Below are 21,348 nucleotides of genomic sequence, written 5' to 3' on the forward strand. Positions count from 1 at the left end.
TCAAACTCATGTACGTCGTTTCATATAGTATATTTCGATTATACCAAATATACGTTCTGTTTTCTATTGTAGAATTCGTTATAATAGGGATGAAAGTAATAATGAACATTTTCTCGTTGTTAATTGTATACTCTCTGTAAAAAATAGAAATATAATCTGTAAATTTGTATAATAAAATAGTACGAGTGAAATTTTATTATAGAAAGGTTCTGGTAACATGTTAGGTATTCATGTTGAAAAAACAAAAGATGAACTAATTATTTCATGGCAATTCTCTAAAATTCATATTCCATTATGTGAAATCACTGAGGTAACGGAAGATAATACATATGCTGGTGTTGAAGAAAAAAGCGCAATCCGAATTGGAACAGCATATGGTACAACTGATCGTATTTTAATTAAGACAGTAAAACAAAATTATTTATTATTCACTACTAATAGAGTATCCATTTTAAATAAAATAAAAGCTTAATTGTTTTTCTTCCTATATTTAAACGTTAAACACTTTCATTCTATTATAGGAAACGCTACAAAAGATTCGTTGATTACTCCTGCTCCTAATTCGGAAGCGTATGGTGAAACTATATAACACAAACACCCTAGCTCTTCGCTAGGGTTTTCTTAGTTTTATCTATAATACAGTAGTTCTACAATTCTTATTTATTTTTATGAACTCCTTGTAATTGACTAATAACCTCATTGGCAGTGCCCTCAAATCTTTTAGGGTTATCAGCAATAATTTCATTAAGTAAATTAATTATCGTTAGTTGTATATCATGATTCATTCCTACAAGTACTTTAGCATACTCACTTCTATATAAATCATTATTTAAAATTCTTATGTTTAGTAGCATTGCCCACTCTTTTGCACTTTCAACCATTTTTGGTAAAGCTTTAGGCATCTCTGTTAGATATTTTCCCATTTCAAAATCTTCAATAAAATGAACTAGACCAAACATAACTTCTTCCTCTTGTGTTTCATCCTCAAATACTATACACAACTCTTTAATAAGCTTCTCATCATCACAATCTGCTAAGTTTTCTAATACACTGTCAAACTCTTCACATTCCGATTGATTTTTTAAAAATCTACAACTATATAATCTCTTAACCTCAGATTGATAGTCCATATAAATTTCTCCTTTTAAATGAATTGGATAATTAAATTAATATGATCATTAGTTTTCAACTTTTCTATTACATCAATATATGCCTTCCATCTCAAGTTTACATTTTTAAATATTCAGCAATTTCCACTTCTCCTCTTTCAATAGCAAATTCGTAAGCTCCCATCTCTTTCATAGTATCCCCTGTATACTTTACAGTACTATCAATACCATTCTGAACAAGATACTTTACAATATTAAGATGCCCACCATAAATCGCTGAGAATAGAGGATTTCTATTTGGGTCACTAACATCTAATATTGCACCATTATCAAATAAGTACTCTACAATACCAATTTCACCTTCACTAGCTGCATGTGCAATAGGCGCTGACTTTGGTACACCTTCATTAAGGTTAATATCCATACCAGATTCAACAAGAAATTTTATCATATCCAGTTCACCAGCTCTAGCTGCAGCATGTAGCCACGTTCCATAAGGCGTTACAAAATCAAGCAAACTTTTATCAGTAATAATGATCTCTTTCGCTTGTTCTATATCCCCTTTTTTAATGAAATCATAGATTTTTATCGCTTTTCCCTTACTTTCCATAGAATCCCCCTGCACTATTTTCATCTAGATTAAACAGTTAGACATTGACTACTATACATTTAGCTAAGTGCTGCTGAGAGAGCAGATTTAAGCATAGTATCAAAATCGTAAAAAGTTTCCATATGCTCGCCTGAAGGCTTGTCTAGTTCAACAAATTTCTTTTTGGAAACATTATAACAATACCAAGCTATATCTGAATCTCCGAAAAAAATCAGCTCCTCTTCGTCTTTAATTGATTCCCATATTTCATTAGCGTCAAAAAAACTATCTACCTGGTTTATTGGCTTAAAATCTAAAAAACTTTGGTCAATCCCATATATTATTAACCCATTAAATTCAATTCCATTAACTGTTTGTAAAAATTTATAGTACTGCTGGGGCAATACATCTTCACCAAATTTTTCTACTACAGATTTACGAAATCTCGATAACTCCTTTTCATTAGTAGGTAAATTCAGTTTTCGATTTTGGTTCTCTCTTATTTTTGAGATATGACTAATCTTCTCTCTCCACATAACATCACCTTCTAATAAATATTTAATTCTTTTCGAGGCTAGAATTGCATAAAGTAATCATCAATAGTACATCTAATCATAAGGCATTGCTTTCAAATTCCCCCTTGCTTTCGGCATGCCATTCAAATATTTTTCGAATCTCCCCTAGCTAGTTTTAACCATTTTATTTATCTAGATTGATATTTTAACGAAGCATATCAAAGCTATTTTTATAACCCTATACACATACTTTAGAGTTATTTTATATAAAGTGGATATTCGCTCATTAAAATCCATTGACTTCTCCCCCTTTTATAACATTGTTATTATAATTTTCCACATATTTTCACATCATTATGTTCATAATACGTTCAATTAATCAATCATAATAAACCATTACTTTCTAATAACTGATACCAATCATCCTCTTTACTTCCTACAGTCTCACTAATTCCTCCAAACTGAACAAACTTATTACCTAATTCACAATATCTTTTTCCTACATAATAATGTTGTAAGAAATTATTAAAATCACCATATGACTCAATAATAAAATTTTGATTACTTAATTCTCCATACAAACAAGAAACTTCTCCATTCATCTTATTAATAAACAATGGATATCTTTCAATTTTCCCTATACAAATCCAATTATCAGCACCACCAGGCATGTCCTCCGTATAAAATTGAATACTTTCGCGTTTTAGATGACCATATATAGTAATTACTCCACCATTCAACATTTCATATTTTTTTATAATAAAGTTATAATCTTTCAAAGAGCCTTCTTCTAATTTTTCATCAATCTTTTTTTCTACCTCTACAATTTCACCAATAAGCAAACAAAATGGATCATTACCTAAAATACCCTTAATTAATTCTATTTTTTCTAATACTGATTTCTCCATTTTCTACTCCCACTCATTATCTATTTAACTAAGATATAACTATTACTGTACCCCTTTTAAAGGTTATTATTTTTCACTTCATCAAACCACTCATCAGCAATATGGCTAGCTGTTTTAACTTCATCATTCGTATATACTAAATCATACTTATATTGAGCTTTAAACTTGCCACTATGAACATCATATATTAATTTCATCTCAGTTGGCATGTCACGCTCATACCCTTTGCATAATTCTTCAATTTTCTCAATATCTTCACATATAATGCGCAATACTATAGACTGTCTTTTGATAGACACATCATATCTTCTGTCTCCATCTTCCAATGCATCATTTACTTTGTGACATTTTACATATTTATTGTTAATGCAATAAAAGAAACTTCCCGAAATAATGCCTTCCTCACGCGAAGCATAAACGTACACTTTATCCGCTCTATCTTCAACATATTCCAAACATATACATATCATATCAGCTTGCAATTCACTAAACCTTTCCTCAAATTCTTTCATATTACTTTTTCACTCCTTAGATTAAAATTCAAATAGCAACGTCTTGATACCCCACTTCAGTTACTTTTTCATTTAGTAAACGTATTCCTAATCCATTCTCTCTATCCCACGTACAATCGAAAGTTATCCCAATATCTCGCTCTTCATGAATATCTCCATATGGGACTACAATTCCAACTAATGTGATCCTCCTAAGTAATTGGTCAATTGTTTCGATATACGGATAATTTTCATTAAATCCAATATCATACCCTAATTGTTGACGCTCTTGCTTGTAATAGTCTAAAATCACTTGTAAAAAAACTTGCTGCAATTGTTCCCAATTTTGCAATAATGAATTATAAGCAGTATATTGTCCTTCATCAAACTTACCGTCTTCTTCACCTTTTACTATCAATGCTATTTCAACTTCTTTTCCACAAAATTCAACGTTAATGTCCTTAACCCATCCATATGTATACTCAATCTCACCAAAAACTGCATCATTTATAATCATTTTTAACTCTCCCTATTTACTCCCTTGGATTCATATCGATTTCTCTATTCGTATGAAAGTTACCCTCTGATATTAACTGTTTTTTCCAGTCATTTCTATACTCAGTATAGTACTATCAATTGCTAATTTTCCAATTAGTTTTTTCGCCTTACCGTATGGAAATCTCTCTACTAATATATAAGGAAGTTTTTTTGAACCCTTTAGCAAATCTACCGCGGCAATCTCAAGCCCTAATACGTTCTTTATTCTTATTAAATCTTTCAAACCTTCACTAGGAGTTTTCACTAACACTATATTACAAATATCAGATGACTTATGTATTGTTTTCTGTTCTATTTCACTTACACAACCACTATTCACCCATTTTTTAAAATCAGCGGTAATTACAGTAGCATGGCTTGGATTCATATCCCCAGAATCAATTACTACCACCTCTTTTTCCTCTGCATGTTGAGCCATTAAAAATACATTACCACCACCGTCATCACCAATTGAGACATACCCCCTCGCATACTCATCTACTTCCCAAACCTCGTTCCTTTCTGCAATATACTCCGTACCATAAATAAGTAAACCACCACCGATTGAAAAGCCATTTGTACATCTCAATAATTCCTTATATACATTAGGTAATGTAACATTCATGCGATTTTCTACTGCTTGAATTTCAATATCACTCGCTGCTGACTTTTCTATCAAATCTGGAATATTAGATAGATTAATCATTTAATAATCCCTCCTAAACTATTAAGATATTTAAACGTATCGCCTGTCATCTCTCTATAATCGTTTCGCAATAAATTTCATGAAATTCATAAAGTATGTCGGTATGTAAGCCTTCATTTTTCATTTGGTAAGTAGACAATCATTTTCCCTTCGGGGTACTCACCTTTCCATCCACAGGGCCATCCTCCCATTTTATACGCCTTAAATACCTTTTCATAAAAATTATCCACCTTTCCATTTACTAAACGATTTAGTGCACACATCTCAAGGTCTCTTTCTACTTCCTCAAGAATATTTATATGATCAATAGAAATAAACTCCTGATAATAATTATAGTTATCAGAAAAAACTTCATATAACATATCTTTTTTTGATTCCATATTAGGGTTATAAGTTCCTTCTAATAATTTTGCACTTTCATCCGATTTCATATCATCCCAAACGATTTGTGTAACATCCAAATCTTGAGACCAAGCCAATTCCTGTGCTTTATCAAAATCATGAATTATTTCAATGTCATGTAATAATTCATGTAACTTTATATCATCCCTATCAAATAATCTTCTTTTTTGTATATACCCGATAACTTCCTCAACTAACTTAGTATTTTCACCATACTTCATCCCTGTAGCCACCTTCCGCGTCCGTCGTCCTTCGTTCCCATTCTTCATACTGTATTCACTTATGGATATTCTTTTGAATTTCATTGATTTTTTGTAAGTATCTTTACTCATGCAGAGCTGCCTCGAAACCCCATTGCCCTTGCTTCGAAATAAATTCTAATCAAAAACAACTCTCAATCCTAAGTTTTACGATAAATAAAAAACATCCATCTTGAAAAAAGATTGATCAAAATGGATTCTTCTTCAGCAGATTTTTGATTGGGCTTTATAAAAAATCCAAGCATTTTCTGCCTGTATTGCTCCATCATCGTGCCTGATTATTCTCTTAAAAGTGAAGAGTTGCTATTAAACTTTCTTAATATACTCATACACTTCTTTAGGTTTTATATTAAGCATGTGGGCAATCTCCGTTATTTTCTTTCCTTCTTCCTTCATCTTTTTTACTTTTATCTCCATTGTTTGCTCATATTCTTCTGCAATATCAAATAATGGACTTAATAAAGAGTTCCACATTTCAAAATCAGTAAATTTATTTCTTTCCAAAAACTCATTTAACAATATATCCAATTCTTTAGTTTGTATCATTCTTTTACCTTCTAACACTTGTTTCTCAGTTAGAAAATCACCTATATCTTTCATAAAATTAATAAATGATTCCATGGAATCTGCAAGAAAATCGCCACCACTCCAACTATCCATTCCGTGCATGAGTGAAGATATAGGGTATCCTTCCTCACTTAAGTCAATAATAATTGGATCTCCACACATAGTTTCATATGCAATAACAATCCAATTTGCATCCCAAGTATCTTCCTCATCGGTTACAAGTGAGTTTCCATCGGTGTCAATGCTGTATCCTACTTGAAATTCATCTAATTGCTCAAAAGAACATACATCAAAATTTACATACTCTCTAATTTTTTTATATTCTAAGTTAATAAGTTCTAAATTTCTCTTTATCTCTACTTTTTGATGATAAGAATTAAATTGTATCATTGTCATTTTTACTACATCCCTATTCATACTTTATATGTATTCTTTTGTATCTGGTTGTTTACTAACAAACTAAGCCAAGAATATTAATAATAGATATTGTTATTTTTTCTTTGCTGTATTCCCTACAGTTATTAGAAAACAAATTACAATGAAACTATAACACCAAATTCTCTACATGTTCTCAAATGTCTAATAAGATATTCACACCAACATTATTTACTAATAACTCGGTTAAAGATGGTGCAATTTTAACTGCATCCTCCATGTCCAAATTTCCAAAACTGTTATAGTATATACCAAAACCATCTTTACCTTGTAGATAAATTAATGCACCCCCACCTTCATCATCACCAATTGCGAGTGAATGAAGAAGGTAATTCTGCACTTTATAAGCTTCATTCATTTCTATGCAATCCGAAGCTCCCCATATCCTAATATACATTTGGTCATTAACATTAATTTCAACATTTGAAGCTAGCTGAATCATTTCTATATATTCTGTAGGTACATCTATTACTGAGAAATGCTGAAGCGCTTTAATTTCTTTTTCTTTCGAAGGAGGTTCTTTTGTATCAACAGTATACATAGCACTGATATTATGTAGTATGTTCATTTTAATTTTAACTTTCTATTAATCATGTAACTTACTTAAGAACTCTGTAAACGTATTAGCAACAAAAAATACATTTTCTCTTGCCAGTTCTTCTACTTGTGCTTCTGTTAAACCTTCTTGACGCATTAACATTTCTTTTTCGCCAGCATTCTCATGCTCCCAAAAAACTACAATTGGGTTTTCTGTATTATTTTTATAATCTAAACACATTAAATTTCCAGCTGGATCAATTGCAATAGGGAATACTTTTTGCGGAAGCGTAGGTTTGTATATTTCATACTTTTTAACAATGTACTCACTACTTTCCTCATCAAAACTAAATAAACTACCAAAGCAACGCTCTACATTGCCTACTTTAAATTCTTCTGGTAATACACTCGCACCTCCATTTATTTTTACACAATCAATATAATCTTGAGGTAACTGGAAGCCTAATTGTAATCCAATTTCTTTAATCTTAGTTTCTAATACTTCTGCATCAGCATATTCCCACTCTAAATCTTTTCTCATCTAATACCCTCTCCCCATAATTTATTTCCACCAAGATGGTTAATGCCATGAATATCTGTTAATACTAATTGCATCTTTCCAGGAACCTGATGATGGTGCCAAATAACCTCCTTTGTTCTAGCTACTCCCTTTTCAATCTAATCAAGCTGTTGTGGAGTAAACAATTCTCTTGGCACTTTACCTTTTTCAATTTCCTCTTTTTATGTCCTTTTACACTTTTTAAACTGTATATCATCTGGCTTAATATATAAACTTTTATCTAGTCTCATTGTAATCTTAGAATATCAAGCGGACAAACTATAATATCAATGGTAATGCCAATGATATTAATATTATTGAGGATTTGCGGGCGAATATCGGTTTTTGTTGAGAAAACAGTGATGAAAAAGACGAGCTTTTTTATTTAAACTGATTGATTCGAGTGTATGTTGGAAGTGGTAATGAATGCTTCTGAGCATTTACAGAACTTCTTTACAAGCAACGAATCGAACGAGACACGAGAAAAGCTATCCTTGAAGTTCGTAAAAACAAAGAAACCATTAACTTAAACGAAGATGCTAAATAACTCTTGTCATGAAATGACACTTAAAAAAGTCAACAGACCACTACATTCTCCTAACGTCGCTGTTGACTTTTCTTATTGGAAATGTATTTTTGGCAGTGCCCAAAGAACTCACAAAATAGTATCAATTTCCTTTTACAATTTGACCAATATCTTTCTCATCTTCACTTATCAAATCATAAAATCCTACATGAACACCTTCTTTATACAACCAACATAGGTCTGTTCCATAGGGCGCATCAAAAATTTCTAACATAACTGGGGCTATTTCCAATACAGAGTTTGCTCCTAAAACTTGAAAATTACTAGAATCATTTACATATTCATCATTATCTTCTGAAGAGTAAATAGTCCACCCATTTAATTGAGGAACTTCTGATTTTTCTCTAAATGTATAACGTATTGGTTTTCCGGATACAACATTCTTAGAAACAATAAAACCTCCATAGTCAGAATTATTAACTTTCATATTCACACTCCTCAATAAGAGTTAATAAATCATTTCTCAAAGAATACTCTTTGGTATAATCCACACATGATCTTTCAAATTATACTTTGAACCACTACTAATCCACACCTTTTGCTCTTCTAATTTCAATTATACAATATTAACAATCTATTTTCTTTTATTAATATATACCGCGCATTATTCATTAAGTTTAAATACATTTAAAGCACTTGTTGTCCAAAATAACAATCAAGTGCTTTAATTTCATATGATTTATAAGTAACATTAATCCATCACTATTCTTTTTTTCAATAGTCCAAATAAAGCTAGTTAATTTGGATATTTTACATGTTTACTCGCTAATAATGCAATTCTATTTTTCAGAAAGTTCATTAACAAATTCAGAGAAACTTTTAGAAATTAGTCGGATGTATTCCTCTCTTAACTCGTTATCTTCTTCAAAGTAATCCATATCACAATGATATACACTACCTCTATCTTTCCCATCAATTGATAAACAAATCAAACTCCCCGCTGGGTCAATTCCAATTGGAAGCAAATTACTTGGTACCACTTGCACCAAATTATAAATTCTTAATTTCTCTTCTAGATTTATTTCATTTTCTATTGATAGAGGAAAAAACATTGAAACAGACGATGTTATTACGCCTTTCTTAGTTGTATCATTAGTTTTAAATCTTCGTTGCTCAGTTTTCCCTCCATTTTTAGACAGCAAAAATTGTTTATAATCAGCAGGTAACAATATACCATACTTATTTTCGAAATCTTCGATATCTTCAATGCCAATAGGGGTAAAAGTATATTCAAAATCTAAATTCCTCATACAATTAACCTTCTTTCCTGTTCATTTTGTTTTTCTCAATCAGAGTATAATCTCTCAATCAATTCAGAAAAAGAGTCGCATATTAATTTAATTTTATCCTCATTCACTGATTCCTGATCATAGAGAACTACTGACGGAGAATCTTCAGCACAGTAATTAAAACAAATCAGTCCCCCAAATGGGTCTCTTGCAAATGGAATAATACCTTCCGGAAGTGAAGTTAATTCATAAACAACTTCTATATTTGCATCTTTGCTTGTAAAACTTAATAGACAATCAAAGACTGCTCCACCCTCATCATCATTAATATCATAAATATTAGGCTCAGGATAACCACCGTTATTTTTTTTAATGCATTCACGGTAATCATCTGGAAATCTGACACCAAATGAATTCTCCACAGCAATAATTACTTGCTCATCTATCGCTCCATCCGTAAATAGCCAAGTTACTCGGCTCATTTTATCATCTCCAAAATAATTTTCTTCAGTTTACCTGTTCTACCGTTATCTCCACCACCCAAAATTGCTCTACCACCTGTATGACACGCAATCTGATGTTCATAGTAAGCTGCCCGTAAAAGCCCCCCATTGGTGAGGGCTGATAATCAGTGGGGATGAACAAAACCCCCAGTTTCACTTTATTCACTACCTTTAACCCCACCACTCTCCAAATTCGAGATCCTACTCTGAATACTCGCCTTTGAGGCATCATGGGCTTCTTGGAATTTCCCGCCATAGTTCGTTCCAGTTCTAGCGACACTTCCATCTGGCAGTATTTCTACACCTTTAAAGATTTGGGATACAGAGTCCGCACCTTTTGCTAATGTATTTTCAATTATATAATACTGGTAATTTCCGTTAGGTTTAATTCATAAAAATAATTTTTAAACATTTATAACATGCCTATCTAATAAAAAAGCGCTTGATTGTCTTTCGTAGACAATCAAGCGCTTTAAGTTCATTTGTTTTTAAGCAGCATAAATTTATAAATTTTGTAGTAACAATATGACACTTGTTATACTTCATAACAAATACTATCTAAAAACTTACGAGTTTGTACGAGTTCGTTAGTTTAACTACTTTCTTTCGTTGAACTACTAAAAGAAATTTTCTATTTTCAATAAAACTACATTCTCGAACTGTAATCAATTGTAAATACCTTTTTATCATCTGATCCTTGAATTCAAATAAAAAGTTTTTAATAGAAATAAAAAAGCTCAATACGGTCAAATTAATGATGTACTGAGCACATTAATTACTAAATATAATTATAAAATTTTTAGTTCAGATTAACGCACGTAATAATTAACACTAAGTTTATTATTTGTCTTTCAAAAATTTCAAATACTTTCCATCTTCTACACTAAAGCATCTACCTCTAGATTTCTTATTAGCTATTTCTAAATACTCTCTAGCTTTAGAGAAATCCCCTACCTCATAAGCCACCTTGCCAGCCCAGAGTTCTCGTTCACCTGTATCTCCTCTTTCAGGATCTGCAACAAATATTTTATCAACCCATTTTTTCATCCGTTCAACATCATTTAATAAAATAGAGATATCTAAAATACCCCATATTATTAAAAAGCTCTCGTCATAAGTTACCTTATCATCTGGAAGCTCTCCCCATGCTTGCTCCAATAAAAAAACAGACTCTTCTAAATTTCCCTTATCAAACGCTTCATTACTCTTATCCATTAATCCTTGTATATAAACACCCTTTTCACCTGTTACATAAGCCATTACATCTACCTCCTAAATTTCATCTTTAATCACTTCAAAATATTTATCATCTTCACTATAAAAAATCGAATATCCTTCAAGTATATATGCCCTAAGCAAATACTCTTTAGATTTATTAACTTCTCCTAATTCATACAAACTTTCACCGAGACGTAACATAATAAAAGGGTTTTCTATTCCATCAGGACAATTAATTGCATTAAATAAAAATTCTTTAGCAGCGCTAAAATCTCCATTTATATAACATGTGTCACCTAATGCTGTATAAATCCATGTACTTGCTGCCCAATTATATTTAGGTTCTGGCACTAAATATAAAGCTTCTAAATACATTTTTATTGCATTCTCATATTCAAAACGATTAACTAAGTTATCACCTTCAGAACATATACTTACTATTCTTTCATACAGTTCATCCTGTAATTCCAATATAAACTCCCCCTAATTATCTGGTGGTAAATATGTCTGTCCTAAACTAGCACCCTCAGAACGGTTTTTACTATAGTGTTCCAAATAATAATTATCTGGATCACGCATCCAATCTCTTACTTCTTTAGACTTTGGTCCATACTTCCGTCCAACTTCATTCCACCAAGTAACTGCATCTATTTTATGTGCCATATCTGCCTCACTTAACGGACGCCACTTATTGTTACCGTCTAAAAATTCAGTTTTACCACGTACTGTTCGTATTTTTGGTGGATCTTCATTTTTCATTCTCTCTATTACTTCTTTACCAGTTCTGGAAGCTTTGCTAGGTGTACTACCCATATATTCCAAACGTTTAGTGCTGCCACTTAATTCAGGTAAACCCACTTCTTTATTACTTGCGTAACCCCCATCTGGTCGGTGCCATTTTCCATTTACATCTTGATAATAACCTTTAGGAATATCACCCGTAACCCTATGTTGTAATCTTAAACCCTCACAATAAAAAAGCAAACCATGTAAACCTTATTAAACTACTTCTTTTTCTTCTACTATCGGCAATTCATATGCCGTTTTATATTTCATCATGCCATATACAATGTTTACAAGCCTTCTCATAATACATACCAATGCTTGTCCTTTTGTTTTTCCTTCTTTAAGCTTCTTTTGATAGTACGCATGAAACACTGGATTTCGTGGCATCTTACTGCCTTTTGCTACTTGCACTTGCTGCACCACTGCTAAATTATAAAATAAAGCGTGTAGCGCCTGTTTCCTTGTTTGCTTTTGTGTGTCTTACCTTTCCCACCAGAACCAAAGTAAACAGGCGCAATCCCCGCAAATCGTGCTAATTTGTTGGCATTTGGAAATCGTCTTACATCTTCAATTTCTGCAATTAATGCTGATGCCGTCACAAGTTCTATTCCCGGCATCGTCTCTAATTGATAATCTAGTAGATTTACTAGCTGTTTTAATTCTCTTTCGATGTATTTCATTTCTTTCTTTTTAAACTCAATCTCCCGTATAATACTTCTCACTAAAAAGTCTCGTGTGTCTTAATATTCCTTCATTGTATGTCCATCTTCTTTTACAAGTTTTAATATGTCGCTTGCTTTCTTTACCGAACATGTATTGTGACTAACCTCTACTAAAAAAGCCGTTAATTGCTTTATATTTGCCCCCTCTAAACAAGAGGGTGACGGATATTGCTTCCAAAATGCTAATGCTGTTTTTCCATTTTCTACGCTAAAACACAAAAAAGCACTTGTTGCCTTTAATTGACAATCAAGTGCTTTAAGTTCATATGTTTTTAAGTAGCGTAAATTTGTAAGTTTTGTAGTAACAGTATGACACCCTTTGTACATCATGACAAATACTATATTAAAACTTACGAGTTTGTACGAGTTCGTTAGTTTAATATACATTCCATGTGTTTATATTTATCGCCCGGTAAAATGTCATCTCGCCTAAGCTCGTACTTTATTTTCTATTCTATCATTGCACATAACACTCTATGATGGTACAACCATCATGGAGTATCTATTTTCAAACGCCCTATTATTTTTTCTGTCTTTCATTTAGTTAAATAGGATTATTCGGAAATTCACTATGATATTTATCGATTAACGCTTTATATTCTCTATCATTTGGTACTTCTCCTAAGTATTTATTTTTCCAAATAATCATTTGGTCACTAAAACCATATTCTGTATCGAACCAATTTGTATAATCATAATGCATCTTAAATTTCCCACTACTCTCAAGAGTCATTGTAAAGGAATACCAAAGTTCTTGCTGATTATCTTTAAAAACATTTCTTAGTTCATCACTCAACTCAAACAGCTTTCTTTTATTTTTTTTAAATTCTTCTTTATCAATAGCATAGTTAAATGGGATTTTCACACTATAATTAAAGCATTGTCTATTTTCAGGTGTATTATAAAAAAAGTACGTTCCCCCTCCAGTTTCCGATATCTGAGCATAAAAATAAAATTTCTCCCATTCTTCTGGAATCATTTCATTAACCGTTTCAGCTATTTCTCTATACAACTTGTTCATTTCTTTTTCCACTTTAATCAACCTCCTGCGCGATTTCTAATCGTTTTCTCAAATATCCCTTTTCCTTCTATTTCATAAACTATTTCAAAATAATTTGGTCTTAATGACGTTCCTTGATAAACTGGTTCAATTTTTACTGATACTTTTTTAGGAGGCTTCCCACCTAATGCATTAACCCATTCTTTCTCCATATTATACCATTCTCCACCCGAACGATTAATTTGTTTATTTTGAGCGATTAAATTATCAATATCACCGGATCCATGGAATTGCGTCCCTATCAAGTGCCCACCATCATCAGGCAATCTATCTTCTCTTCCTGCAGCCACTTGCATTCCTGTGTTTCGTTTTCCTTTTTAAAGTATTAATCCTTCCGCCTCAACATCTACTATTCTACCAAGTTCATCTGTTGTATATTTATAACCATCCTCAGTGATATAGCGTACGTTTGGCGCAAGTTCTTTCCTTCCATTTTTTCCTTTAACAATGTGCTTCCCAAGATCTTTCTCTTTTATTTCAGTTATCTTAGGAGTTTCACCCGTACCCTATGTTGTAATCTTAAACCCTCACAATAAAAAAGCAAACCATGTAAACCCTTATTAAACTACTTCTTTTTCTTCCACTACTGGCAACTCATAAGCTGTTTTATATTTCATCATGCCATATACAATGTTTACAAGCCTTCTCATAATACATACCAATGCTTGTCCTTTTGTTTTTCCCTCTTTAAGTTTCTTTTGATAGTATGCATGAAACACTGGGTTTCTAGGTAACTTACTTCCTTTCGCTACTTGCACTTGCTGTACTGCTAAATTATAAAATAAAGCGTGTAGCGCCCTGTTTCCTTGTTTGCTTTTGTGTGTCTTACCTTTCCCACCAGAACCAAAGTAAACAGGCGCAATCCCCGCAAATCGTGCTAATTTATTGGCATTTGGAAATCGCCTTACATCCCCAATTTCTGCAATTAATGCTGATGCCGTTACAAGTTCTATTCCCGGCATCGTCTCTAATTGATAATCTAGTAGATTTACTAACCGTTTTAATTCTCTTTCGATGTATTTCATTTCCTTCTTTTTAAACTCAATATCCCGTACAATACTTCTTACTAAAAAGTCTCGTGTTTCTTGATACTCTTTCATTGTTTGTCCATCTTCTTTTACAAGTTTTAATATGTCGCTTGCTTTCTTTACTGAACATGTATTGTTGCTAACATCTAATAAAAAAGCTGTTAATTGCTTTATATTCGCACCCTCTAAACAAAAGGGTGACGGATACTGCTGCCAAAATGCTAATGCTGTTTTTCCATCTAACTCTGAGAAAAACTTTTTATAACTTGGATAATGGTGGTTTAATTGAATATGTAATTGGTTCTTTAACGCACTTTGTGCTTTTACTAATGCATTCCTTCTTGAAACTAGTTGTTGTATCGACCAAAATAAATCGTTTGGCTTTGCATCTGGTAATTGATTTAACTTATTTATTAGTATACGGGCTACGCATTCCGCATCCCAACTATCACTTTTTTGTGTCGTCACATGGCTTTTTCGCTCTAAAAATGATAAAGCTGGATTTACTTCTTTCACTACTTGTTCATGATCTACTAAATATTTCGCTAACGCTCTTCCATAACCACCAACATCCTCTAAACCAAATACAACAGTTATCCCAGCACTCACATATGTCTCTACTTCTAATAAAAACTTCGAAAATGCAGATGGTTTATTATCAAATTGTATTTCTCCTAATTTTTCTTGCCAACAATTAATAATAACAGCCGTATGATGCTCCTTATGTAAATCTACTCCTACATACAAATAGTTCTGTCTATTATGCATAACTCATCCCTCTATTCAATGATTTAGTCATATATAAAAACGTCGGCAACCTTAGTTCGAGCGTTCATCTTCCGATGCGCATAGGTACGCAAGCCTATCCATTTTCATAATTTCATAAGTACATATAGTAAAATGAGTGATTTTTTTAAGTACGACTATTATATAATTGCTGGATGTTTACCGTTTGTTTGTATTTGCCCGTATGTATATATCCCTCGATAAAAACTCTCTCGGTCTAACATGCGTTTCACTTGTACTTTCGTAAATTGTTTTCCTTTCTCTGTACGATAACCTTCCCTATTCAGTCGTTCTGCCAATTGAGTCAGCGACCAATGTTTAAAAAAGTGTCTTAACTCAAATAGTCTACGTACAACCACTGCTTTCTCCGTATCTACTTCTAACACCTTTTGTTCTTTCTTTACTCTATAACCAAACATCACACCGCCCCCCGCATATCCACCTTGTTCTGCTTTCTTCTTTCTGCCTCGACTTAGCTTTAATGCAATCTCAAGACGTTGATATTGATCTAATAGCTCTAACATACCATTTACTAAAAAGTCATTTGGGTCATGCGTGTATATACTATAATTTGGTTGTTCAATTGCTTTCACATCTACCTTGTGTTTCTTTAGCTCTCGTTGTATTAACACTTTTGCCATATCAGAGCGCCATAACCGAGATGTATTTAGTACAATAACTTTGCTCACTTGATGATATGCCATATCCGACAATAGCTCTTGTAGACCTTCACGTTCAACTGTTAATCCATCTTCATCTACTTTCGCTCCGCTGATTCCTTTATCTTCGTATATGTGAAGCAGTTGTAGTTTATTTTCGATGCAGTACCGTTCAATTTCTTCTACTTGATACGTTAGGCTATACCCTTCACGCACTTGTCCTTCCGTTGAAACTCGTACATAACCAACTACTTTCTCTCCCATATTGAGCCCCTTCCCGTTACAGCAATTACAATCCCTGTAACGTTTACCCGTTTTTTGCGGATAACGTGTGCATAACGTCCATCCGTTAAAACGTACTTTACGATGATTTCCAAAAATAATACAACCCTTTATTTTTTCCTCTACTATCGTCGTACGCTGTACATAGCCATTACAATCTATAAAACAACAATAAAAATTTAACACTTAATACACTTATAAAATTATAATGCTCTTTTAAATTTCTACGCTTAAACGCAAAAAAGCACTTGTTGCCTTTAATTGACAATCAAGTGCTTTAAGTTCATATGTTTTTAAGTAACATAAGTTTGTAAGTTTTGTAGTAACAGTATGACACCTTTTGTATGTCGTGACAACTACTACGTTAAAACTTACGAGTTTGTACGAGTCCGTTAGTTTCATGTCCATTCCATGTCTTTATATTCGTCGCACAGTAAAATGTCATCTCGCCTAAGCTCGTAATTCTTTTTCTATTCTATCATTGCACATAATACTCCATGACGGTACAACCATCATGAAGTACGTATTTTCAAACACTCTATTTTTTTCTCTCCACACCACATATACTTTATTTTCATTGATCTTTTTATGAATTATTGTATATTTAACTTTAGCAATACAAACATTGACATATCTGCAAATGAATTAGTAAGTGTAAGTTATTAAAACTAATCCTATATATCCATTCGCATAGGAGTAAAACACTTGCTTCTTCTATTATTGGACAGGGCCCATAAACTCAGTAATAATTAGAATATGTTCCTTCAATTTCACCTTTTTTAAATTCTCTACTTTTTCTTCTCCACCAAGCCCTAGTAAAGGTGTATAACCAAAACATTCTTCATACTCTGGTTCATTATATTGTTTTATTGCCTCTGGATAAGGTAACCAACCTAATGCCCTTTGTTTAAATGCTTCTTCCTCTAAAAATCTAATAAACAAGGAGAATTTTGAGGCTAACACTTTTGTTTTACCTTTCCGATAGTTAATCATAACTATATACGACTCTTGATTTTCATCTTTCTCAAAAATTATAATATCACCTAGGGATGTAGTAAAAATAGGAATCGTTCCTTTACTCCTTAAGTATGTGTCACTTACTAAAGAACTAAAATCATCCGGATTTATTACTTTTAAATAGCCATCCATAAAAGTCCCATAGCCATAAATTCTCCATGCTTCAATCAATTCTTTAGGAAGGTATTCTTTATACTTATTTATTGTAGACTCTTCTACTTTACTATTTTTTTTTAAATCACTATAAATACTCAATTGACAATCCTCCTTTAATATGTAAGTTTAACATTTAAATACGTATTTTTCCGTTGTTCTAGGGTTAAACTCTTTTCTAATTCCTTGATTTGTTCATCAACAATATCAATTCTATACCGCCATTGACTACCTAGTGAAGAATTTATCCTTTTATCCCCCAGACCACCAATATGCAACGGATTTCCCCCTGCTATTTGATCAGGATTATGAAGTGCTGCCTGTGTTTTCAACCAACTAGCTGCTTTTCCCTCAGCTTCTTCCCAAGACATTCCACTTTCAAATAATTCTTCTATTTTTTTACTTAAGGCTTTTTCACGAGCTGCTTGTTGTGCTGCATTTCCTTCTATTGCTCTACCTTCATCAATAAATCGCTTCCGATTTTGCTGATACTCATATACGGTTAATTCATTCATACCTTTTTCTTGATCCTTTAACTGTCTTGCAAATTCTTCTGAATCGAATTTAGTTTTATAATTAAAGTTTACTTCAATTTCATCAATTCGCGGAACGTTATCTAGGTTCTTTACTTCACCCGTACCCTTAGCAAGTTGATAAGCGTCATCCTTAGCTACCGTACTTGCCTTTGAAAACTTTCCAACTACTTCTCCAACAGTTGAAGATTCTATATAAGAAAGCTTCATTCCTATTCCAGTATCCTCCGTCCTAATTGCTGCTGGAATAGGAGTATTTTTCATAGCATCTAGTGCATTTTTTTAAGTCTTATTTTCCTTAAGCGATTGTACCACATTATTTCTACGCTAAAACGCAAAAAAGCACTTGTTGCCTTTAATTGACAATCAAGTGCTCTAAGTTCATCTGTTTTATAAGTAACATTAATCCGTCACTATTCTTTTTTCAATAGCCCAACTAAAGTTAGTTGATTTGGATATTTTACATATTTACTCGCTAATAATGCATTCCTTAATTTAACAGAGAATATTTTAAGATTTATTTTGCTCTTCATATTCTTTCATCTCTTCGAATTTTCTTCGCTCATTTTCATTACTCGGTTTCTTCCCTAAATATTTATATTCAAAATAATCCACTCGGTCATTCGGTCCAAAAGTAGATTGATACCATTTAGTATACCCATAATAAATTTTTAATTTCCCCTCAGATGTCACAATCACGTCAAAAGGTTTATAGACTTTGTCTCAAAATTTTAAAAACCTTTTATTCAAAACCGATAACAATCCATTCATCTACAAAATCCCAAAAGTGAACATTATATTTAGGCTGACTCTTAGCTGACCAAAAAGTAGCATTGTTATTCTTACAATTTTCATAATCTATAGCTATGTAGCTCCCCATACCATTACTAAAGAATCCAAAAGATGTTTTTAAATTAATCTTTATAGGTTCTTCCAATTCATCTATAATCCCCCACTCTAAGTCATCATCCCCAAAGTAAGTTATAGCTTCTAATGGCATCAATCCCATCGATTCACTTGTGTAATCATAAAATCCATTATGAACATTTTCATAAAAGTCCCTAATAGATTCAGGAATTTCTCTCCATGAAGATTCTAATTCCTCATTATTAAAACTATCTTTAGGATTTCTTCCTTCATAATATAAATCTTCTCCACCTTGATTTTTTATTGTATACAAGATTGAATAGGTGTCCTCACTTATCATCAGTTCAATATCCTCAAGGTATTCTGATAAGTAAGCAATAGTATTAGATAAATTATTATCTACATATTTTTTCCATATACTTAAAATTTTCTTGATTCTCTTTTCTCTATTATGTTCACTAAATACTTCCACCCATAAATCAGGAATTAAAGATGCATTTATATTCTTAAATTCATTTGCATTAATCAATTGAATATCTTCATTATACTCTCTTAATATATCTAACTTAGAACTCATTTTTCCCCATCCTTTTTAATATTATTTTATATTATTCTTTTTTAAAATCATCAATTTGTTTTTGCAATATTCTTTCAAGCTGTTTTTCTCTTGTAATCATCTTGCTCCTAAAGTCAAGACTAACTTCTATCTCATCTGGTGTTCCCTTTTTATAATGTGTCCATTCTTCATACGATTTAGATTGCTTTGAAGTGTTTGCAGATTTACTTAATCCTGTAAAGTTTTCTGGGTTATTTAATACTTCTAACTGTTGTTTTTCTGTTAAATTACCAAAACCATCCATACTTGCAATTCTGTCCATAGACACAATATGATCTGCTTCTAGTGAACCTATAAAAGTTTTTCCAGGAAGAGCCTGATCCTCCGTTTCTATCTTTTTATTGTGGCCTTTATTTACTTGTTTTCTTATTTTTGCTGTCGGTGTTTTTTTTCTTAATGCTTCATATTCTTCATCTGTAATCTTTCTCTCACCGTACCTAGGAGGAATTCCACTATCCCCCGTACCCTTAACCCCACCACTCTCCAAATTCGAGATCTTACTCTGAATACTCGCCTTTGAGGCATCATGGGCTTCTTGGAATTTCCCGCTATAGTTCGTTCCAGATCTAACGACACTTCCATCTGGCATTATTTCTACACCTTTAGCGAATGGGGTTACGGAGTCCACACCTTTTGCCACTAGACCTTTAATGAAGTAGTCCGCATCATTAATCTTATCTACGGTTTTCCAGCCTTGTATTTTTAAATTTTTTAATAGATTATTTTCCTTAAGCGATTGTACCACATTTTTACCCAAATTTGGATTAAAACCAGGCATTCCTTCTTTGAATTTTAATAATTTGGCTAAATCAGCTAATTCACTCGTCCCTTTGAATGCTTTTACTCCTTTTCCTACTGCTCCAACAACTGGGATTGCATCTAATCCGCCAAAAATGATGTTTCCTACCCGCTCTTCTTGGCTCAATTTCCTATGTGTTCCCCAGTCTTCTCCGTCGATACCGCTTTTTATTTGTACACCTCCGTATACTACTGCGGCAGCGGCCCCGAGTGGTGGACAAAGGATTGTTGTGATGATGATTCCTACGCCTATTCCTATGTCTCGCACCATTTCTAGTTTTTTCTGTTCATCTTCTATCGATTTGTATTCAAATCCTCGTGTGGATGGGACTACTTTCTTGTATTCTTCATAATTTAATTTTGCATCCGGATTTTGTTTTTTTAGTTCTTTGTATTCCCCTCTCAGTACGTTATCAAATGCAGGTGAATCTCTAAAAATATCTTCTACTGTTATTTTATCTTTCTTCTTCTGTATTGTTTGTGGTACACTTCCGTAGCCTGCATGCGCACCTGGTAATACTGTCGTTGTTGTAGAGCCAATTCGGTTATTTGTTTCAAAACTGAGAATAGATGTATCTCTCATTTTTTGAGCGAATTTATCCATTTCTACTAAAAAAGGTTTATCTATATGTTCAGAGACTAATCGCCCTGCTTCTCCGCAATATTTTTGTAATGTCGAATAACTATCAAGTAATTCCCCAATTTTTTGCGATTGATCTTTAGGATTAAAATGGATACTACCATCCGAGTCTAAATCTCGTATTCTTCCATCAATTCTTTTTAATGATTCATTTGCTTCCCGTAATTTCATGAGTGCATCTTTTGTAATTCGATTCATACCATCCCCCATGTTTTGCCATGGTTCAGGTCTATATTTCACATCCATCTCG

Annotated in this window: 26 protein-coding genes and 5 pseudogenes; 1 reads left to right on the forward strand and 30 read right to left on the reverse strand. The window is 32.6% G+C overall.

Annotated elements, in window-relative coordinates; all coding sequences use genetic code 11:
* Positions 1–217 precede the first annotated feature (217 nt).
* Positions 218–472, forward strand: a complete 255-nt coding sequence (locus MHB52_RS16600) for a SunI/YnzG family protein (RefSeq protein WP_000900619.1) — start codon at positions 218–220, stop codon at positions 470–472.
* Positions 473–656: 184 nt separating this feature from the next.
* Here MHB52_RS16600 and MHB52_RS16605 read toward each other — a convergent pair whose 3' ends face one another.
* The 30 genes and pseudogenes from MHB52_RS16605 to MHB52_RS16750 all read right to left on the reverse strand — a co-directional run bounded on the left by MHB52_RS16605 (position 657) and on the right by MHB52_RS16750 (position 21,344).
* Entirely contained in the window at positions 657–1,130 is a 474-nt protein-coding gene (locus tag MHB52_RS16605; RefSeq protein WP_016118277.1) for an Imm30 family immunity protein, read from the reverse strand.
* A 97-nt stretch (positions 1,131–1,227) separates the two neighbouring features.
* Entirely contained in the window at positions 1,228–1,719 is a 492-nt protein-coding gene (locus MHB52_RS16610) for an ankyrin repeat domain-containing protein (RefSeq protein ID WP_000444063.1), read from the reverse strand.
* Between the two features lie 59 nt (positions 1,720–1,778).
* Positions 1,779–2,234, reverse strand: coding sequence for a YrhA family protein (locus MHB52_RS16615; protein ID WP_061663076.1), 456 nt, complete (start codon positions 2,232–2,234; stop codon positions 1,779–1,781).
* Positions 2,235–2,596: 362 nt separating this feature from the next.
* Positions 2,597–3,121 carry a hypothetical protein gene (locus MHB52_RS16620; protein ID WP_061663075.1) on the reverse strand — a complete coding sequence of 175 codons (525 nt, stop codon included), beginning with the start codon at positions 3,119–3,121 and terminating at the stop codon, positions 2,597–2,599.
* A 56-nt stretch (positions 3,122–3,177) separates the two neighbouring features.
* Positions 3,178–3,633 (reverse strand): immunity protein YezG family protein, encoded by a 456-nt coding sequence (locus tag MHB52_RS16625; RefSeq protein ID WP_061663074.1) that lies wholly within the window; start codon positions 3,631–3,633, stop codon positions 3,178–3,180.
* Between the two features lie 28 nt (positions 3,634–3,661).
* Positions 3,662–4,129: a DUF2004 domain-containing protein gene (locus MHB52_RS16630; protein ID WP_061663073.1), complete on the reverse strand. Its 468-nt coding sequence runs from the start codon at positions 4,127–4,129 to the stop codon at positions 3,662–3,664.
* A 72-nt stretch (positions 4,130–4,201) separates the two neighbouring features.
* Complete coding sequence (locus MHB52_RS16635; protein ID WP_061663072.1) at positions 4,202–4,855, reverse strand: SMI1/KNR4 family protein; 654 nt, start codon at positions 4,853–4,855, stop codon at positions 4,202–4,204.
* A gap of 113 nt (positions 4,856–4,968) precedes the next feature.
* Positions 4,969–5,589 (reverse strand): cytoplasmic protein, encoded by a 621-nt coding sequence (locus MHB52_RS16640; RefSeq protein WP_372584797.1) that lies wholly within the window; start codon positions 5,587–5,589, stop codon positions 4,969–4,971.
* Positions 5,590–5,823: 234 nt separating this feature from the next.
* Complete coding sequence (locus MHB52_RS16645) at positions 5,824–6,480, reverse strand: SMI1/KNR4 family protein (protein WP_000177840.1); 657 nt, start codon at positions 6,478–6,480, stop codon at positions 5,824–5,826.
* 175 nt (positions 6,481–6,655) lie between these two features.
* The gene (locus MHB52_RS16650) at positions 6,656–7,087 is read right to left on the reverse strand and encodes an SMI1/KNR4 family protein (protein WP_001023210.1); all 432 of its coding nucleotides are present in this window, start codon (positions 7,085–7,087) and stop codon (positions 6,656–6,658) included.
* Between the two features lie 18 nt (positions 7,088–7,105).
* A complete protein-coding gene (locus MHB52_RS16655; RefSeq protein WP_061663070.1) occupies positions 7,106–7,597 on the reverse strand; it encodes an SMI1/KNR4 family protein in 492 nt (163 codons plus the stop codon).
* Complete coding sequence (locus tag MHB52_RS36815) at positions 7,594–7,734, reverse strand: HNH endonuclease (RefSeq protein ID WP_223262117.1); 141 nt, start codon at positions 7,732–7,734, stop codon at positions 7,594–7,596. The genes MHB52_RS16655 and MHB52_RS36815 overlap by 4 nt, the downstream gene beginning before the upstream one ends.
* A gap of 549 nt (positions 7,735–8,283) precedes the next feature.
* A complete protein-coding gene (locus MHB52_RS16665; RefSeq protein WP_061663069.1) occupies positions 8,284–8,628 on the reverse strand; it encodes a DUF2185 domain-containing protein in 345 nt (114 codons plus the stop codon).
* 352 nt (positions 8,629–8,980) lie between these two features.
* A complete protein-coding gene (locus tag MHB52_RS16670; RefSeq protein ID WP_061663068.1) occupies positions 8,981–9,451 on the reverse strand; it encodes an SMI1/KNR4 family protein in 471 nt (156 codons plus the stop codon).
* A 35-nt stretch (positions 9,452–9,486) separates the two neighbouring features.
* Positions 9,487–9,912: an SMI1/KNR4 family protein gene (locus MHB52_RS16675; RefSeq protein WP_061663067.1), complete on the reverse strand. Its 426-nt coding sequence runs from the start codon at positions 9,910–9,912 to the stop codon at positions 9,487–9,489.
* Positions 9,909–10,019: pseudogene (locus tag MHB52_RS16680) on the reverse strand (HNH endonuclease); the annotation flags it as partial. The pseudogene MHB52_RS16680 and the gene MHB52_RS16675, both read right to left, overlap by 4 nt.
* A 78-nt stretch (positions 10,020–10,097) precedes the next feature.
* Positions 10,098–10,322, reverse strand: a pseudogene (locus MHB52_RS16685) (hypothetical protein); the annotation flags it as partial.
* Positions 10,323–10,773: 451 nt separating this feature from the next.
* Positions 10,774–11,193, reverse strand: a complete 420-nt coding sequence (locus tag MHB52_RS16690) for a hypothetical protein (RefSeq protein WP_061663360.1) — start codon at positions 11,191–11,193, stop codon at positions 10,774–10,776.
* 12 nt (positions 11,194–11,205) lie between these two features.
* Positions 11,206–11,622, reverse strand: coding sequence for a tetratricopeptide repeat protein (locus MHB52_RS16695; RefSeq protein ID WP_000422661.1), 417 nt, complete (start codon positions 11,620–11,622; stop codon positions 11,206–11,208).
* 12 nt (positions 11,623–11,634) lie between these two features.
* Entirely contained in the window at positions 11,635–12,135 is a 501-nt protein-coding gene (locus MHB52_RS16700) for a GH-E family nuclease (RefSeq protein ID WP_061663358.1), read from the reverse strand.
* Between the two features lie 15 nt (positions 12,136–12,150).
* A pseudogene (locus MHB52_RS16705) lies at positions 12,151–12,872 on the reverse strand (transposase); the annotation flags it as partial.
* 331 nt (positions 12,873–13,203) lie between these two features.
* The gene (locus MHB52_RS16710; protein ID WP_061663665.1) at positions 13,204–13,692 is read right to left on the reverse strand and encodes an antitoxin YezG family protein; all 489 of its coding nucleotides are present in this window, start codon (positions 13,690–13,692) and stop codon (positions 13,204–13,206) included.
* A 5-nt stretch (positions 13,693–13,697) separates the two neighbouring features.
* Positions 13,698–14,204 (reverse strand): annotated as a pseudogene (locus MHB52_RS16715) (DNA/RNA non-specific endonuclease).
* A 75-nt stretch (positions 14,205–14,279) separates the two neighbouring features.
* On the reverse strand, positions 14,280–15,515 hold the full coding sequence (locus MHB52_RS16720; RefSeq protein ID WP_000551888.1) for an IS110 family transposase: 1,236 nt from the start codon (positions 15,513–15,515) through the stop codon (positions 14,280–14,282).
* A 158-nt stretch (positions 15,516–15,673) separates the two neighbouring features.
* Entirely contained in the window at positions 15,674–16,456 is a 783-nt protein-coding gene (locus MHB52_RS16725; protein ID WP_046392896.1) for a recombinase family protein, read from the reverse strand.
* A 735-nt stretch (positions 16,457–17,191) separates the two neighbouring features.
* On the reverse strand, positions 17,192–17,746 hold the full coding sequence (locus MHB52_RS16730) for a T6SS immunity protein Tdi1 domain-containing protein (RefSeq protein ID WP_061663355.1): 555 nt from the start codon (positions 17,744–17,746) through the stop codon (positions 17,192–17,194).
* 14 nt (positions 17,747–17,760) lie between these two features.
* A complete protein-coding gene (locus MHB52_RS16735) occupies positions 17,761–18,237 on the reverse strand; it encodes a polymorphic toxin type 15 domain-containing protein (protein WP_050399644.1) in 477 nt (158 codons plus the stop codon).
* A 450-nt stretch (positions 18,238–18,687) separates the two neighbouring features.
* A pseudogene (locus tag MHB52_RS16740) lies at positions 18,688–18,882 on the reverse strand (immunity protein YezG family protein); the annotation flags it as partial.
* Positions 18,883–18,919: 37 nt separating this feature from the next.
* The gene (locus MHB52_RS16745; RefSeq protein ID WP_000095661.1) at positions 18,920–19,621 is read right to left on the reverse strand and encodes an SMI1/KNR4 family protein; all 702 of its coding nucleotides are present in this window, start codon (positions 19,619–19,621) and stop codon (positions 18,920–18,922) included.
* A 31-nt stretch (positions 19,622–19,652) separates the two neighbouring features.
* Positions 19,653–21,344: a hypothetical protein gene (locus tag MHB52_RS16750; RefSeq protein WP_080451575.1), complete on the reverse strand. Its 1,692-nt coding sequence runs from the start codon at positions 21,342–21,344 to the stop codon at positions 19,653–19,655.
* Positions 21,345–21,348 lie beyond the last annotated feature (4 nt).

It is taken from the genome of Bacillus sp. FSL K6-0073, from assembly GCF_038006085.1.
Classification (GTDB): Bacteria; Bacillota; Bacilli; order Bacillales; family Bacillaceae_G; genus Bacillus_A; species Bacillus_A cereus.